Annotated in this window: 14 protein-coding genes and 1 tRNA gene; all 15 read left to right on the top strand. The window is 44.2% G+C overall.

Annotation, left to right across the window (positions count from 1 at the left end; genetic code table 11):
* Nucleotides 1-284 precede the first annotated feature (284 nt).
* The 15 genes from FEFB_RS01970 (at nucleotide 285) to FEFB_RS02040 (ending at nucleotide 16892) form a co-directional block, all read left to right on the top strand.
* Complete coding sequence (locus FEFB_RS01970) at nucleotides 285-2966, top strand: valine--tRNA ligase (RefSeq protein ID WP_047974576.1); 2682 nt, start codon at nucleotides 285-287, stop codon at nucleotides 2964-2966.
* Nucleotides 2967-3107: 141 nt separating this feature from the next.
* Nucleotides 3108-4082 carry a beta-ketoacyl-ACP synthase III gene (locus tag FEFB_RS01975; RefSeq protein ID WP_047974577.1) on the top strand — a complete coding sequence of 325 codons (975 nt, stop codon included), beginning with the start codon at nucleotides 3108-3110 and terminating at the stop codon, nucleotides 4080-4082.
* 141 nt (nucleotides 4083-4223) lie between these two features.
* On the top strand, nucleotides 4224-4985 hold the full coding sequence (locus tag FEFB_RS01980) for a CAP domain-containing protein (RefSeq protein WP_053068919.1): 762 nt from the start codon (nucleotides 4224-4226) through the stop codon (nucleotides 4983-4985).
* Nucleotides 4986-5195: 210 nt separating this feature from the next.
* Complete coding sequence (locus FEFB_RS01985; RefSeq protein ID WP_047974579.1) at nucleotides 5196-6359, top strand: LCP family protein; 1164 nt, start codon at nucleotides 5196-5198, stop codon at nucleotides 6357-6359.
* Nucleotides 6360-6468: 109 nt separating this feature from the next.
* Nucleotides 6469-7413, top strand: coding sequence for an exopolyphosphatase (locus tag FEFB_RS01990; RefSeq protein ID WP_047974580.1), 945 nt, complete (start codon nucleotides 6469-6471; stop codon nucleotides 7411-7413).
* Nucleotides 7406-8644 (top strand): hydroxymethylglutaryl-CoA reductase, encoded by a 1239-nt coding sequence (locus tag FEFB_RS01995; protein ID WP_047974581.1) that lies wholly within the window; start codon nucleotides 7406-7408, stop codon nucleotides 8642-8644. The genes FEFB_RS01990 and FEFB_RS01995 overlap by 8 nt, the downstream gene beginning before the upstream one ends.
* On the top strand, nucleotides 8625-9596 hold the full coding sequence (locus tag FEFB_RS02000) for a hypothetical protein (protein WP_047974582.1): 972 nt from the start codon (nucleotides 8625-8627) through the stop codon (nucleotides 9594-9596). The genes FEFB_RS01995 and FEFB_RS02000 overlap by 20 nt, the downstream gene beginning before the upstream one ends.
* Nucleotides 9597-9622: 26 nt before the next feature.
* Complete coding sequence (locus FEFB_RS02005) at nucleotides 9623-10345, top strand: NAD-dependent protein deacylase (RefSeq protein ID WP_047974583.1); 723 nt, start codon at nucleotides 9623-9625, stop codon at nucleotides 10343-10345.
* A 99-nt stretch (nucleotides 10346-10444) separates the two neighbouring features.
* Nucleotides 10445-11458 carry a cation diffusion facilitator family transporter gene (locus FEFB_RS02010; protein ID WP_082131885.1) on the top strand — a complete coding sequence of 338 codons (1014 nt, stop codon included), beginning with the start codon at nucleotides 10445-10447 and terminating at the stop codon, nucleotides 11456-11458.
* Nucleotides 11459-11873: 415 nt separating this feature from the next.
* Nucleotides 11874-13274, top strand: a complete 1401-nt coding sequence (locus FEFB_RS02015; protein ID WP_047974630.1) for an Nramp family divalent metal transporter — start codon at nucleotides 11874-11876, stop codon at nucleotides 13272-13274.
* A 451-nt stretch (nucleotides 13275-13725) separates the two neighbouring features.
* Nucleotides 13726-15114, top strand: a complete 1389-nt coding sequence (locus tag FEFB_RS02020; RefSeq protein WP_047974584.1) for an Nramp family divalent metal transporter — start codon at nucleotides 13726-13728, stop codon at nucleotides 15112-15114.
* 56 nt (nucleotides 15115-15170) lie between these two features.
* Nucleotides 15171-15632 (top strand): universal stress protein, encoded by a 462-nt coding sequence (locus FEFB_RS02025; RefSeq protein WP_047974585.1) that lies wholly within the window; start codon nucleotides 15171-15173, stop codon nucleotides 15630-15632.
* A gap of 118 nt (nucleotides 15633-15750) precedes the next feature.
* Nucleotides 15751-16368, top strand: coding sequence for a cadmium resistance transporter (locus FEFB_RS02030; RefSeq protein ID WP_047974586.1), 618 nt, complete (start codon nucleotides 15751-15753; stop codon nucleotides 16366-16368).
* A 7-nt stretch (nucleotides 16369-16375) separates the two neighbouring features.
* The gene (locus tag FEFB_RS02035; RefSeq protein ID WP_047974587.1) at nucleotides 16376-16726 is read left to right on the top strand and encodes a helix-turn-helix transcriptional regulator; all 351 of its coding nucleotides are present in this window, start codon (nucleotides 16376-16378) and stop codon (nucleotides 16724-16726) included.
* 82 nt (nucleotides 16727-16808) lie between these two features.
* Nucleotides 16809-16892, top strand: a tRNA-Leu gene (locus tag FEFB_RS02040).
* Nucleotides 16893-16987 lie beyond the last annotated feature (95 nt).

Below are 16987 nucleotides of genomic sequence, written 5' to 3' on the forward strand. Positions count from 1 at the left end.
GGTTTTTTAGTGTAAAATTAGCTTGACTATTTTCATGGTCCTTTGTACACTTAGAAAAGCTAATGAGGAGTACACAAGCGCAGCTGTGAGAGACCTAGTGGGTGGTGAAAACTAGGACTGTTAATGTGGAAGGTTGCTTTGGCGTTAAAAATGTTAATGAATGAGTGGCTATCAAAATTGTTGATAGCAATTTAGGTGGTACCACGTGTAAGCGTCCTAATCGAAAGATTAGGACGCTTTTTATTTTGGACCACAGGCCACATTACTATTAAAGGAGATTTGCTATGCGTGAAGTTGAAATGTCAACCAAGTACGATCCAACAGCCGTTGAGACTGGTCGTTACCAAGACTGGTTGGATAATGATTTGTTTGCACCAGAAGCAAATCAGGCCATTCAGGGTCAAGAACCAGAACCTTACTCAGTGGTGATTCCACCACCAAACGTTACCGGTAAGTTGCACCTCGGTCATGCCTGGGACACGACTTTGCAGGATATGTTAATTCGCCAAAAGCGGATGCAAGGGTTTGACACTTTGTGGTTGCCAGGAATGGATCACGCTGGTATCGCCACCCAAGCAAAGGTGGAACAACGTTTGCGCGACCAAGGCGTTTCCCGCTATGACTTGGGTCGTGAAAAGTTTGTTGAACAAGTTTGGGATTGGAAAAATGAATATGCCTCAACCATCAAGCAACAATGGGGTAAGATGGGCTTGTCATTGGACTATAGCCGCGAACGCTTTACGCTAGATGAAGGGTTAAATCAGGCGGTTAATAAGGTCTTTATCGACTTGTACAACAAGGGACTGATTTACCGTGGTGAATACATTATCAACTGGGACCCACAGGCTCGAACAGCTTTGTCTGATATTGAAGTCATTTATCAAGATGATGAGGGTGCCTTCTACCACGTCAAGTATCCATTTACGGATGGTACAACGTTGAATGGTAAGGACTATATCGAAATTGCTACAACGCGTCCAGAAACGATGTTCGGAGACGTTGCTGTTGCTGTTCATCCATCAGACGAACGCTACAAGGATTTGATTGGCAAGACGGTTAAGGTACCGCTTGTTAACCGTGAGATTCCAATTATCGCTGATGAATATGTTGAAAAAGACTTTGGAACTGGAATGGTTAAGATTACGCCAGCCCACGATCCAAACGATTTCCAAGTCGGAAACCGTCATGATTTGGAACGCATCAACACGATGACAGAAGATGCTCATTTGAACGAAAACGCCGGCAAGTATGTTGGCCTTGATCGTTTCGAAGGCCGTAAAGCCATGGTCGCTGATTTGCAAGAACAAGGGTTCATGCTTGAAGTAGAACCACTGGTTCACTCAGTTGGCCACTCTGAACGGACAGGTGTTCAAATCGAATCACGTCTTTCAACACAGTGGTTCGTTAAAATGGAGCCATTGGCTAAGCAAATTTTGGCCATGCAGCAAAATGCTGACGAAAAGGTGAACTTTGTTCCTGGTCGTTTTGAAGATACCTTTACTCGTTGGATGGAAAACATCCGCGACTGGGTGATTTCTCGTCAACTCTGGTGGGGCCACCAGATTCCAGCCTGGTATAAGAACAAGGGGACGGACCAAGAAGAAATGTACGTTGGGACAGAGGCGCCTGGCGCTGATTGGGAACGTGATCCAGATGTTTTGGATACTTGGTTCTCCTCAGCCCTTTGGCCATTTTCAACGATGGGCTGGCCAAACGACTTAGATGGCGATTATGCTAAGTATTATCCAACGAATACCTTGGTAACGGGTTATGATATTATCTTCTTCTGGGTTGCCCGAATGATGTTCCAAGGAAAAGAGTTTACTGGCGAACGACCATTTAAGAACGTCTTGATTCACGGCTTGATTCGTGATGGTGAAGGTCGCAAGATGTCAAAGTCATTGGGTAACGGTGTCGACCCAATGGATGTGATTGAAAAGTATGGTGCCGATGCCTTACGTTGGTTCCTGGCAACTGGTTCAACACCTGGTCAAGACGTCCGCTTTACTTATGAAAAGATGGATGCGGCCTGGAACTTCATTAACAAGATTTGGAACGTTGCTCGCTATGTGATTATGAACCTTGATGATGATACGAAGGCCGAAGTACCAGCTAAGGACCAACAGACGCTAGCCGACCAATGGATTTTGGACCGCTTGAACGCGACGGTTAAGGAAGTTTCTGAAAACTTCGAGAAGTTTGAGTTTGGTGAAGCTGGTCGTGATTTGTACAACTTCATCTGGTCTGATTTGGCTGATTGGTACGTTGAAATGACTAAGGAGTCATTGAACGGTGATGGGGATAAGACAGCCGTTCAACAGACCTTAGCCTCTGTCTTGGATCAAACGTTGCGCTTGCTCCAACCAATCATGCCGTTTGTCTCTGAAGCCATCTGGCAAGAAATGCCACAACAAAAGGGCAAGGACGAACACCTCGGCATCCAAGCTTATCCTGTTTACCAAGAATCTTTGGCAAATGCTGAAGCAGCGGCCTCCTTCAAGTCTTTGCAAGATTTGATTGTTGCTGTTCGTAACATCCGCGCCGAAGCAAAAGCACCAATGTCAAAGCCAATCAACGTGATTATCAAGGTCACGGATCCAGCATTGAAGTCAATCTTTAATGAAAATGCGGACTATATCGATCGTTTTGTCAAGCCAGAATCATTGACGATTGATATGGACGTGACTGTGCCGCAATTGGCCATGTCACAGGTCATCACTGGTGCGGAAGTTTATGTCCCATTGGCTGGTTTGATTGATATTGAAGCGGAAATCAGTCGCCTGCAAGGTGAAGCTGATAAGTTCCAAAAGGAAGTTGCTCGTGCCAATGGTAAGCTTTCAAACGAAAAGTTTGTCAATTCGGCGCCTGAAAAGGTTGTTGCTGCCGAACGTGAGAAGCTTGCTGACTGGGAAGAAAAGCTTGCTTCAACTCAAAAGCGCATTGCTGATTTACAAGCGCAAGGGTAAAATAGGCGAATAGTAATAAAAATCCTCACCTTTGGTGGGGATTTTATGTTAGGTTAATATGAGCCGTGTAAATTAGTAAGACGATTTACACATATTGACGAAGTTCCAAGATGGATTGGTTTTATTTATATAGGTAATAATATGTTTGGAAGTAAAATAATCGCCAGTGGTCATTATGTGCCAGAAGATGTTGTCACGAACGATGACTTGGCGAAAGTGATTGATACTTCGGACGAATGGATTGTCAGTCACACCGGAATACAGGAACGGCATGTCTCTTTACAGGGGGAAAATACGTCTGATTTGGCAACGAAGGCGGCCCAACAAGCACTAAAGAAAGCCGGTGTTTCGGCCGAAGAAGTTGATTTTATCATTGTAACCACTTTTACCCCGGATGGACTGGCACCTTCAACGGCAGCTTTGGTGCAACGTAATTTAGGAGCCAAAAAGGCCTTTGGCTTTGATCTATCAACTGCTTGTGCCGGCTTTGTCTTTGGTTTGACGACGGCCGATAACTTTATGAAGACTGGGCAATACCGGTATGGCTTGGTGATTGCTGCTGAAGTGAACTCGAAGATGATGGATTTCCGTGATCGAACGAGTACCGTTTTCTTTGGCGATGGTGCTGGAGCTGTTTTGCTAGCTCCTAACGAACAAGGCGAAGTTTTGGCCACTGATTTGCACACGATAGGAGATGCAGATGTTGTTCATTCCGGTCGAATCGAGCCATTAACATCTTTGAGCGCCGACAACTATCCAAAGATTGATGCCTTTTTTCAGGAAGGACGGATGGTTTATCAAGAAGTGACCACTTTGATTCCAAACCATATTCAACAATTCTTGGCAGACCAAGACTTAACAATTGATGATGTGGACTATGTGATTTTGCACCAAGCAAACCTGAGGATGATTGAGAAGGTGGCTGAAGCCTTGAATCAACCAATGGCAAAGTTCATCACGAATGTCGAAAAGTATGGTAATTCGTCCTCCGCAGGGATTGCGATGGCTTTTGACCAGTTACGAGAAAGTGCGGATTTAGCAGAGAAAAAGGTCTTGTTGACTGGCTTTGGAGCAGGTTTTACCTATGGATCTTTGCTCTATAAGGGTTCTTTGTAATTCAAAAGAGTCAAATGTAATGCCTGTGTAACATTACAGAAAGAGGCCAGCAATAACCAGTGTCTAAAATGAATATATAGATTAAGCGTAAGTTAAGCACTTACTAATCAAACATAAGCAGAAAAAATGGAGATGTCTCTCATGAAGAATAATATTACCAAAACTATTTTAGCGACGGTGGCTGGTGCAGCTGCGTTTGCAGGTGCCGGAGCAGTTGCTTCAGCCAACGATATTACTGTTAAGGCAGGGGATACCTTGTCACAAATCGCTGCCAACAACAACACGACTGTTGATGATTTGGCTTCAAAGAACAACATTCAAAACGTTAACTTGATTTTTGTTGGTGACATCATCAAGACTGATGGTACCGCTGCTGGGACAGCCGCAGCCGCAGCTGCTAACACAACTACGGCAACTGCTCAGACAGAAACAGCGGGTACTGCTGCCGCAGCTGCTACTACTTCTTCAGCAACTACTCAAACACAAGCTACTACAAACACAAACACTCAGGCACAAGCTGCTACTACTTCATCTTCAGCTAACTACAGCACTTACTCAGCTGGTGCTAGCGGTTCAGTTCAAACAATCATCAACGCTATGAACGCTAAGCGTGCAGCTGCTGGCTTGGCACCTGTATCATACGATGCTTCATTGGCTGCTCGTGCACAATCACGTGCTGAAAACGCTGTTGCAAACGGTGGTTTGCCAACTGGTCACATGCAACAAGTTGCTGGACCCGAAGTTGTTGCAATCGACTGGGCTCCAAGCCAAGTTGTTGATGCATGGTACAACGAAACTGGTATGATTGCTGCACCAGCTCACCGTAACTGGTTGATGAACGCCAGCTTCACAAAGGTTGGATTTGGAATCGTTGACGGTACTATCGTTGGTATCGCTGGCTAATCTTAACCGATTAATCTTAATTTAAACTAAAACACTTACATTAGTATGTAGGTGTTTTTTTGTTTAAGAAAAAGTTAAATGTGGGTAGTAAGTAGACAGATAGCTCCATATTTTATTGATTCAACTACATTTGTGGTAAGATAGGGAAACATGAGAGCGCAGCCAGGAAGCGCGCAAATACGGCGAAAAAAATGGAGTGTCGAAGTTCTTATGGCAGATCAAAATAATAATGAATTTTCACGGCAACGGCGGTTTGATGAAGTCCGTCAAAAAAAGAAAAAGAAGAGTCGCGTGAAACGTTGGATTTTATATATCCTACTTGCCATCGTGGTTGGTGTAATCGGATGGGGTGCTTACCTCTATAGCGAATATAAAGGTTCCATTGATTCAATTCAAAAATCGGCTAAAATTTCAAAGACCCGAGATGTTTCAAGTTTGATTGCCCAGGGCAAGTCATTCTCAATTTTGATTTTGGGAACTGATACTGGAGAACTTGATCGTGATCGAACAGGTTTGAGTGATTCAATGATGGTAGCCACCGTTAACCCAACGGAAAATAAGGTCACAATGGTTTCAATTCCACGTGATATTATGACAGCAATTCCAGGTGATGAGGATACCTTCCCCCAGAAGTTAAATGCTGCTTATAGTTTGGATGGCGTTGGTGCTTCCATGAAGGCTGTTCAAAACTACTTAAACGTGCCAATTGATACTTATGCGCTAGTTAATATGAAGGGCTTGGAAACCTTGGTTAAGAAGGTTGGCGGTGTTTCAGTTAAATCCCCACTTTCTTTCCAATATAGTCAAGCAACAGCTCATGATTATGGCCCTGATTTGTATCGTTTCCACAAGGGTTCTACTTCTTACGAGAAGTCAACCGATAACGGTGTGACTTGGTCAGCAAGTAAGACAGTGATGGACGGTGATGCCGCCTTGGCCTTTTCACGGATGCGCTATGATGATCCGCAGGGTGATTATGGTCGTCAACAGCGCCAACGCTTGGTATTGGAAGCAATGCTAAAGAAGGCAGTGAACGTCAAGACGTTGATGGATCCAAGTTTCGTTAAGGCAATTTCAAAGAATGCTCAGACTGATTTGTCCTTTAACGATATTGTTAAAATTGCTCAGAAGTACCGTGGCGCTGTGAAGAACCAAGTTTCTGACCATTTGCAAGGTGAGGGCGTAATGTACGAGGGTGTTTCTTACCAAATGGTGCCAACCTCTGAAAAGCAACGGATAACCAATCTCTTAAGGTCTCAGCTTGGTTTGAAACATAAGGAAACCGGTTCCCAGTTTGCTAGTGATGTGCCATCCGATCAGTTGCGTTCAGCAGCCTATGCTCTAGCACAAATTGATGAAAAATTAGTTCAATAAATCTTTGAATACAGAAGTCAGCTCGCGGTGATAAAAACGCCGTGGCTGGCTTTTTTCTTTCTGATTATTCGTGTTATACTGGGTAATAATCAAACGATTGGGGTCTGATATGCAAGATAAGAAAATTGCCATTATCGACTTGGGCAGTAACTCGACGCGGTTAGTGATCGAACAGTTACATCCAAATGAAACCTATACGGAGATTTTACGTGTAAAGGAAGACACAAGGCTTTCACAAAACATGGGGCGCGATCTGATGTTACAAGAGGAGCCAATTGTGCGGACCATCAAAGTCTTGCAAAAATATCGACAAAAAATTGACGACTACGAAGTTAGCGAGGTCTACGCCATCACAACGGCAGCAGTGCGTTCTGCCAAAAATCAAGCAGAATTCCTAGAGCGGGTAAAAGACGAAGCGAAAATCAGCTTTCGAGTCTTGACCGGCCAAGAAGAGGCCCACTACGATTTTCTCGGCGTCAGAGAAGCATTGCCAGATGTGCTGAATGGTATCATTCTAGATACTGGTGGCGCATCGGTCGAATTAATTCCCTTCAAAAATGGCCAGGCGTTAGCCGAGGTTTCTGTGCCATTTGGTGCGGTTAACCTTTCTGAACGCTATCATTTGGCTGACACCATTGATGAAGCCAATATTCGACAGGCGAATGCGGATATTCAGTCTACTTATCGAAAATTGCACTTTATCGATGACTGTCAAAATCTGCCCGTCATTCTTTTAGGTGGGGCAAATCGGTCATTAGCAAAGATGGCTGAAGAAAAAGAATTGGTTTACCATCCGAAAGCCCTTCATGGGTTTATGATGCCGGCTAACCAGGTTGGCGAAATTTTTCATCAAATTGCTCAGATGTCTCGAACTGAGCGGGAACACCTCGCCGGCTTAGAGAAAAACCGGGCCGATATTATCATATCGGGCCTGTTGCCGGTATTGAACCTGATTAGTGTTTTAAACGCCCCCCAGGTCATCTTTTCAGAATCTGGTGTCCGTGAAGGCCTAATCGAAAGCCTGTTTGAGGAAAAAGAGCAAATCAATGACTAAAAAATTTTACGAATTAACGCCAGAAGAACGACTTGACTTATTGAACTTGCCAGAAGAATTGATGGCGCGGTTCGTAAAAGACCAAGAGGTCGCACACCAGGATTTAGTTGAGAATTATTTGACTGATTTTTCCTTGCCAGAGGGAATGGTTCGGCATTTAGTCTTGGATAACCAGCCCTATCAAGTGCCAATGGTTACTGAAGAACCATCCGTCATCGCAGCGGCTAACAACGGTGCCCACTTGTTTAAGATGGGTGGTGGTTTTAAGAGTGCTGGTACCAGCCAGGCAATTCTGGGCGGTCAGATTCTCTTTGAACACATTGATTTTGAGCAGCTACAGTCCTTTGTAACTGCCAACGAATATGAAATTTTCCAGGCAGCCGAAGAGGCCAAACCAAGTCTCTATCGTCGTGGTGGTGGTTTACGGAGCATTAACCTCCGCCATGTTAGTGGGCTTCGAGCAAGCCTTGATATTTTAGTGGATACGAGCCAGTCGATGGGGGCCAATGCCGTTAACACCATTTTGGAGAGTATTCGATTGATCTTTGAACCCTTTGATGACCAAATTTTAGGGGCAATTTTGACTAATGCAGGTCACCAAAGTGTTGTGAGTGTCACTGGTCGTGTGCCGGTGACAGCGCTAGGTGGCTTTGACGCTGCACAGCGGATCGTTGACCTAGCTGATTTTGCCAAAGTTGACCCTGACCGGGCAGTCACTGAAAATAAGGGCATCTTTAATGGTTTATCCGCCGTTGTTTTGGCCCTTGGAAACGATTGGCGCGCGGTTGAAGCCGCAGGCCATGCCTATGCCAGTCGGACCGGTCAATACCAGGCCTTAACCAACTGGCGGGTGAGCGATGACCATGAATTCCTGGAAGGGGAGTTTTCTCTACCATTGAACCTTGGTCGTGTTGGTGGGGCCATTGCCGGTCTTACTAAAGCACAAGATAATTTAGCCCTATTGGGCAATCCCACATTGGATGAAATGAAGAAAATTGTTTTGTCTGTCGGCCTTAGCTCCAACCTGGCTGCCTTAAAAGCGATTGCTGGTGAGGGCATTCAGGCCGGACATATGCGGATGCAAGCTCGGTTACTGGCCATTTCAGTCGGTGCAAAGACAGATGAAATCGTGCCGTTGTCTAAGAAATTAACCAAGGCACCAGCAATTAACGAAGAAAATGCAAAAAAGTTATTAGGAGAACTGCGTCACCATGAATCCGAAGTTAAATGAGCTCTTAGAGCAGGCAAATCAGGTCTATCCTGGTACCGTGATGACTCGCGTGGGGCAGAACCAAGATGGGCTGCTCCGCATGGACCGTGCCGAACAGTCTGCTTTGGCAGACCGCCTGTTGATTGAAGTGCCCGACCAGACGGAAGCTGATTTTGTCCTGGGAAATGAACTCTTACAGTTAGTTTTGACCTTAAATGGCATTACACCACAGATTTATTTCGCTTTGACCTTTAATGATGAGGATTTGGACCAACAGTTAATTACGATTGCGACACGCCTGCATCGAACTGTTCTGCATGCCATTACTTATCAAGAATTGGCGAAACAAGGTTTCTTAACAGCGGATACTGTGACGGCTTTCTTGGCCGGCGTTAAGGATGAATTGTCGGTTGAGACTGCTAATGTCGACGGCGAGGACCTCTTCCGCTTGTTAACGGTTTTGGACGCGCAAGTCTTTTTGGTAGCTGCTGATAAGGCTGGCTTGTCTGATTTGGCAGCGGACGCTTTCGCAACGTTACAAGAGGATTATCCACGGGCCACTGCCCAGGGCGAGAAATTAGTTGCACCAATTTTGGCGGCTAATTTGAAGGATTCCCGACAAATTCGTAAGCAAATGGTGCGTTTGTTTACGGGAATGGATGAAAGCTTGACCGAATTAGAATTGCCAACGGTCAACGCTAACCAGTACGTGACTTTGACGCCCGTTTTGTCACAACGCCAGTTGGATGGACCGGTTGCTAACCTCTATGAAGTCTTCCATTCCGAAATGACTGATTTCCAAACGAAGGAAACGGCTTTTGTTGGTGTTGGCAAGCAAGACCACCAAAATACTTTTGTGGTGACGCCACCGAAGGATGAGGCTGATCGACCAAAGTTTTTCACCGAACTATACCAAACATCTGTCAAGGAACTATTAACGAAGTTGGCCTTGCCATATATTTTGCGTCAGTAACATTGTGATTGAAGGAGGGGGAGACAATGCTTGTTAGCCCAGCAATTCAAGAAAATTTTGATCAAGCAAAATCGATTGTTTTTATGACCGGAGCAGGGGTTTCGACCCTTTCTGGTATTCCAGATTATCGATCAAAAAATGGTGTTTATCAGGGACTCGACCTTGCGCCGGAGTATCTTTTGTCCGACCAGGCCTTTGCTGAAATCCCAGAAATTCAGTACAAATTTATGCAGGAAAATCTGTATTTTCCAGCTGCTAAGCCAAACTTTATTCATGAAAAGATGGCAGCTTTCACTAAGGTTGGCCGTGGCCGCATTATTACTCAGAATATTGATGATTTGGATATTGCTGCCGGTGCCCAAAAAGACCGACTGATTCGTTTTCACGGCTCGCTTTACGACTTGTATGTTCCTAAAGATGGCGCTAAGGCAACGTTGGCCGAGTACCAAAAAAGTCTGTATCGGTCGTCTGACCACGCCAAAATCAGGCCGGATATTACCTTCTATGGGGAGCAACCAAAGCACGTTGAAGAAACGATTTCCTGGGTACAGCAGGCTGATTTGGTCGTCGTTGTTGGGACGTCCTTTCGAGTCTATCCCTTTGCCGGACTTTTGGCTTATGCCAACCCAGCGGCAAAGTTAATGGCGGTTAATTTGACTGCTATCCCGGTGCCGAGTCAGGTTGAGCAAATTGTGGGGGATGCGGGTCAGTTCTTTGAAGAACTGACGGTTAAGACCGCCTCTGAATGAAAGTAAATGAGTTATTTTAAACCTTTGTCTTCAAGACGAAGGTTTTTTATTTGTATTTTATATGAAAAAAGATTAATATGTTTTTCAGGAGGAAGTTTTATGACGAATGATCAAGGAGACAACCGGCAAAATGCCGCTGTTCATGCACCAAGAACACCGAGTCAACAAGAAACGCACGAACATCATCATGGGCATGCAGCACCGCAACAGTTATCACAAAAGCCCTATATTATCGGGATTACCGTAAATTTGATTTTTGTTTTAAGTGAGTTAGTCTTTGCGAAAATTGCCCACTCAACAGCCTTGTTTGCCGATGCCTTTCACAATCTTTCGGATGTGTTAGCGCTGGTCATTGCCTGGTTAGCGGTCCTCGTTTTTGCGATTAAGGCGACTAAAAAGAAGACGTATGGCTGGCATAATGTATCGATTCTAGCTTCAATTTTTAATATGATTTTGTTGCTTTTTGCGGTTGGAACGATTTTTATTGAAGGGGTCCGCGACTTAATTGCCCCGGGACAAGTTCATACAAATGGGACAATTATCACCATTGTGGCGGCAATTGGAATTGTGGTGAACTTGTCAACAGCTCTTTTGTTTAAGATTTCGGGTACGCCCGATGAACATGGCCACCAGCATGGCCAGGATTTAAATGCAAAAACAGCTTATCTACACTTATTATCGGATGCCGGGGTTTCAATTGGTGTCATCTTAGCTGGTTGGCTGATTGACCTAACTGGTTGGCAGCTGATTGATCCAATTGTATCGTTAATTATTGGGGTCATTATCTTGGCTTCTGCTTGGCCAGTCATGCGTGAAACGGTCAACCTGGCGATTAACGCGGTACCGGAGACAGTTAATGAGGTTGCCATCAGCGAGTATTTGGTCAACCAAGAAGGGGTGTTGGCCATGCACGACTTGCATATCTGGCCACTTTCAACTACCGAAACGGCGTTGACGGTCCATTTATCCGTTGATGATTACGTCTTTGATGACGACCACGGCCAGGATTTTTTAACTCGAATTGAGGATGATTTGAAAGCTGATTTTGCCATTCAACACGTCACAATTCAATTAGAAGCGGCCGAGCACAAAGAAAATTGTAATGTGATTTAAGGGTGGTCGATTGGGCTGATTTACCCGATGAAGCCTTGAGTGAAGGTGAAATTTAATAAAAGAGATAAAACGCCAAAATGACTGTTGTTACGGCGTTTTTCTTTTGAAATTTGAATCACTACCTGGCTGAAAAATCATTTTAGGGTTGACCTGAGCGCTCACCAGTGTATGATTAACGAGAACTTAGGAAGACCAATCGGGTTAACTAGCTTTCATAAGACTTCAAGTTTGTGCTTGGCGGACGTTATGAAAATTATTTAGCACTTGCATCCTTTTCGGCCAAAAAATTGTTGGCCTTTTCGGCATTTATTATATTTATACTGGCGCGAAAAGAAAATGATGATTTTCAAGACAATCTAATTCGTTTGACACCTTCCTGAGGAATCTAACTTTCCAAAGGAGAATCATTATCATGATGGTACAACAAACCGCAGATAATCAGCCACATGGCGCATTGCTCATGCAAGGCGGCACTCAGAATAAAAGCTTGGAACAGGTGAACGGTACAATCGCCGTCCCGAAGTCCGGTTCGTTCTGGCGCCGCCTCCTCGCATTTTCAGGGCCGGGCGCATTAATCGCTGTCGGCTATATGGACCCTGGCAATTGGGTGACATCCGTTCAGGGTGGGGCATCCTACCACTATCTCTTGATGTCGGTCGTGATGCTGTCAGCTGCTATTGGTATGCTGTTACAGTATTTGGCTGGTAAATTAGGGATTGTAACCCAAGAAGATTTAGCACAGGCAACGGCTAAAAGAACGAAGAAGGCGACACGATATTTTCTCTGGTTCATCACGGAGCTTGCCTTGATCGCAACAGATATTGCCGAAGTAGTTGGTGGGGCGATTGCCTTAAACTTGCTCTTTGGCTGGCCGCTCTTGCTGACCGTCATCATGACGGCCTTTGATGTCATCTTATTGCTAGGGCTGATGAAGTTCGGCTTTCGTAAAATTGAAGCGATTGTCATGACCCTGATTTTAACGATTTTATTTGTTTGCTTATATTTGGTTTTCTTATCAAAACCTGATTTGGCAGGCGTATTTGGTGGCTTACTGCCACAAAAAGAAGTCCTTTCGACGCAGGCAATCCACGGATTGTCGAGCCCATTGTTCTTGACGGCAGGCATTATTGGTGCCACGGTGACACCGCACAACCTTTACTTGCATTCATCGATTGTTCAGACCCGCCAAGTTGATAAGGACAATCCTGCCGAAGTTAAAGAGGCGATTAAGTGGATGGCCTGGGATTCAAACGGCCAGTTGACCTTAGCCTTTATCGTCAATGCTTTGCTTTTAATCGTTGGAGCGGCTCTCTTTTATGGTCATGCCAACGAATTGGCATCATTCAAGGGCATGTACTTAGCTCTACAAAATCAGCAAATGGCGGGTGCAATCGCATCGCCATTTCTCTCAACGCTGTTTGCGGTTGCGCTGCTGGCATCCGGACAAAATTCAACCATTACTGGTACCTTAGCCGGTGAAATCATCATGGAAGGTTTCTTACACTTTAAGATTCCGATGTGGTTGCGTCGCGTAATTACACGTGGCGTCGCGCTCATACCAGTGATTGCTATTGCTGTTTTGTATGGAGGTAACGAGCATGATTTGGATGCTTTGATTACTGGGACTCAAGTTTTTCTCTCCGTTGTTTTGCCATTTTCGATGGCACCGCTCCTGTATTTCACTTCCTCAAAGAAAATCATGGGGCAGTTTGTGAATAAAAAGAGCGTGACCGTCATTGGTTGGCTCTGCTTTATTGTTCTAACTGTGATTAATATTTGGCTGGTTTTGGAACAAATGGGTCAGTGGTTTGGTTAGGAAAAACGACAATGATTCTGATTTAATTTAGAATAATTCCTGTTTTTATTGTGAAAAATCAGAGGAAACCACAAAAAGATTAAGTGAATTTTAAATCATTGTTATTCGTTAAGCCTTGGTATAAAAGCCTTTTGGCCAAAAATGTTGCAATAGGTTTGCAACATTACAAAAATATCACTTGACCTTAGAATTGTCAGGTGTAATATTTACTATAGACTTAGGAAGAAGTTATTGAGTTAAGTAGCTTTCATAAGCTTTCAACAACCAAGTTGAATGAAATCCTTTATGAAAATTATTTAGCACTTGAAAAAAACAACACGTGGTAGACGGACCAGTCTGCCTAAATTTCAATGAGGTCAGGGTGGCAGACTGCCCTTTTTGCTTTGGTCATTTTTTTCGAGTGAGAATTTGATTGCTTCGTCCCTAAGGAGAATTCCGAAGGAGAGATATTATGGATAATCCCGTAAAGAAGAGCCATTCTCTTATCGAACACACGGGCGATAAGAGTTTGGAAGAAGTAAACGGCACAATTGAAGTGCCAAAGGGCGCCCCTTTCTGGCGGCGTTTGATGGCTTTCTCAGGACCTGGGGCCCTGGTTGCCGTTGGTTACATGGATCCAGGTAACTGGGTCACGTCAGTAGCCGGTGGTGCTTCTTACCACTACTTGTTGCTGTCAATTGTTTTGATTTCTTCACTGATTGCGATGCTTTTGCAATACATGGCTGGTAAGTTGGGTATTGTCAAGCAAGAAGATTTGGCTCAGGCTACTGGAAACCGGACGAACAAGTTTGGCCGCTACTCACTCTGGATTATGACGGAGTTAGCGCTGATTGCGACGGATATTGCCGAAGTTGTCGGTGGTGCCATCGCCTTGAACTTGCTCTTTGGTTGGCCACTTTTGGTCACAGTGTTCTTGACGGCCTTTGATGTTATCTTGCTGTTGATGCTGATGAAGTTTGGTTTCCGCAAAATTGAAGCGATTGTTATGACTTTGATTATGACCATCTTGGTTGTCTTCATTTACTTAACAATCTTGTCAAAGCCTGACTGGGCATCATTGTTCTATGGCTACGTGCCACAACCAAAGGTAATTTCACCTGAATCACTTAAGGGCTTGCAAAGTCCTTTGATCTTGACTGCTGGTATCATTGGTGCCACGGTTATGCCACACAACTTGTACTTGCACTCATCAATCTCACAAACTCGTAAGGTTGATCACGAAAACCCAGAAGAAGTTCATGATGCTGTGCGTTTGATGACTTGGGACTCAAACATCCAATTGACGTTGGCCTTTGTGGTTAACACTTTGCTTTTGGTTGTTGGTGCTGCTTTGTTCTTCGGACATGCTCAAGAATTGGATTCGTTTAAGGCAATGTACAACGCCTTGGGTGACTCAAAGATTGCCGGTGCAATTGCATCACCAATCTTGTCAACGTTGTTTGCCCTTGCCTTGTTGGCTTCTGGACAAAACTCAACGATCACTGGTACTTTGACTGGTGAAATTATCATGGAAGGTTTCTTGCACTTGCGTGTGCCAATGTGGCTCCGTCGTGTTATTACCCGTGGAATCGCCTTGGTTCCAGTTTTGGCTATTACCATTATTTACGGTGGTAACGAGGCCCAGTTAGATAACCTGATTACTGCCACACAGGTCTTCTTGTCAATTGCCCTGCCATTCTCAATGGCACCATTAATCTACTTTACTTCTTCAAAGAAGATTATGGGCGAATATGCTAACAGTAAGTGGATTACTTGGACTGGTTGGATTTGTTTTGCTGTCTTGACTGCCATCAACATTTGGTTGGTTCTTGACCAATTCTTCCCACAATACTTCGGATAAATCAGTCAAGATAAACGAAGTCGTAACGATGTTCTAGCATTCACTGGAGGCAAATAATGGCTGAATTAAAATTAGATGTAGAACCAAAGCAATTTAAGACAATTCTTGTTGGTGTTGATGAATCAGAACAAGGCTATCACGCCTTGTCGAACGCGATTCACCAAGCCCGTGAAGATGATGCACAATTAATTATTGCAACAATTTTGGAAATGGGTGATTTGTCAACGATTTCCGCTTTGCACTTAGACTTCATCAAGGAAAAGCGTCAAGAATTGGAAAACAATCTGGCTAAGTACCGTGATTACGCACTTTCAAAAGGTTTGAAGAACGTGAAGGTTGTCTTCGATGATGGTATCAAGGCTGGTGAAATCTTGAATGATGAAATCGCACCACAGGTTGGGGCTGATTTGATCGTAGTTGGGGCTCACTCACATGAAGGCTTCTTTGAATCAATCGGTTCACAGGCTGCTTACATTGCCCGCAACGCTAAGATTTCTGTTTTGATCGTTAAGGATTAATTAGTTAAAAACTGGTAGCTAATGGCTATCAGTTTTTTTGTCTTCTATACATGAATAACTTTTCATGTTATTCTAAAACAGAACTTATGAAAAGTTATTCATATAAAAGGAGCAGCTGATGACAGCGACATTGATCACAGGATTTTTTTCATATTTAGGAACAACATCTGACTACTTTGTAATTTTAGTTTTACTGTTTGCCACTTTTCGCAAGAAGTCGCAGGTGCGGCCGATCATTCTTGGCGCCTACCTCGGCAATGCTCTTTTAGTTGGGGCAGCTTTGCTGATTGGTGGGGTGCTAAAACAAATACCAGCTGAGTGGATTTTAGGTCTCCTGGGTCTGGTGCCGGTTGCTATCGGTGTAAAAAATTATTTCTCAAATGAGGAAGAAGAGGAGGGTGAGGCTTTTATTACCAAGGTCCAAGAAACGCCCAATCAGCGGATTGTTTTGACGGTCATTTTGATGACCATTGCTGGCTGTGGTGCCGATAACTTAGCGCTCTACATTCCTTATTTCTCGCTAGCTAATTGGGCAGCCTTACCAATCATCTTTTTGATGTTTACAGCAATTTTGACAATTTGCATTTTTTCGGCTTACCGATTGGCGAAGGTGCAGAAGGTTCAAGATCTTTTTGAACGCTATGGTGATTTAATGCAATTGCTAGTCTATGTGGCCCTGGGTATTTACATTTTATTTGATGCTGGAACAGTGACACATTTACTTTCCTTGTTATAATAGGGATATGAAAAAAGATGTCCAACATGAATTGAGTATAATTTTCAAATTGCTGGGGTCGGAAAGGCGTCTGGCGATTTTAGCCCTGTTGCGCGAGAAGCCTTGTTCGGTTTCTGAAATCGTGGACCAGCTCTCGATGGAGCAGTCTGCCGTTTCTCATCAGCTACAAATGCTGCGAGAGGCGCAAGTCGTGACGGTGGAAAAAGTAGGGCGGTCCGTCTACTACCAGCTGAACGATTCCCATATCTTAACCTTACTCAATAATGCCGAGCATCACGTGGACCACGTTTTGCGGCAAATGAGCCACGCTGAAGCGGTGGCTGAAGAGCAAGCTGAAACCAAGAAAAATCGTCAATAAAATTAATCAAAGAAAATGCATATTTTTATTGACAGATCTGTCTGCCGTTGATATACTAATATAGTTGTGAAATACAGCAAATGCCCTTGTGGCGGAATTGGCAGACGCGCTGGACTCAAAATCCAGTGGTGGCAACACCGTGTGGGTTCGACTCCCACCGAGGGCATTCATGAGAGCAAACAGCTAACAAAGTTAGCTGTTTTTTTCTTACCCAAATAATCAAAGAGAAAGACCGCAACCATGTCATCATGAGTTGCGGTC

Source organism: Fructobacillus sp. EFB-N1 (genome assembly GCF_001038455.1).
GTDB lineage: Bacteria > Bacillota > Bacilli > Lactobacillales > Lactobacillaceae > Fructobacillus > Fructobacillus cardui.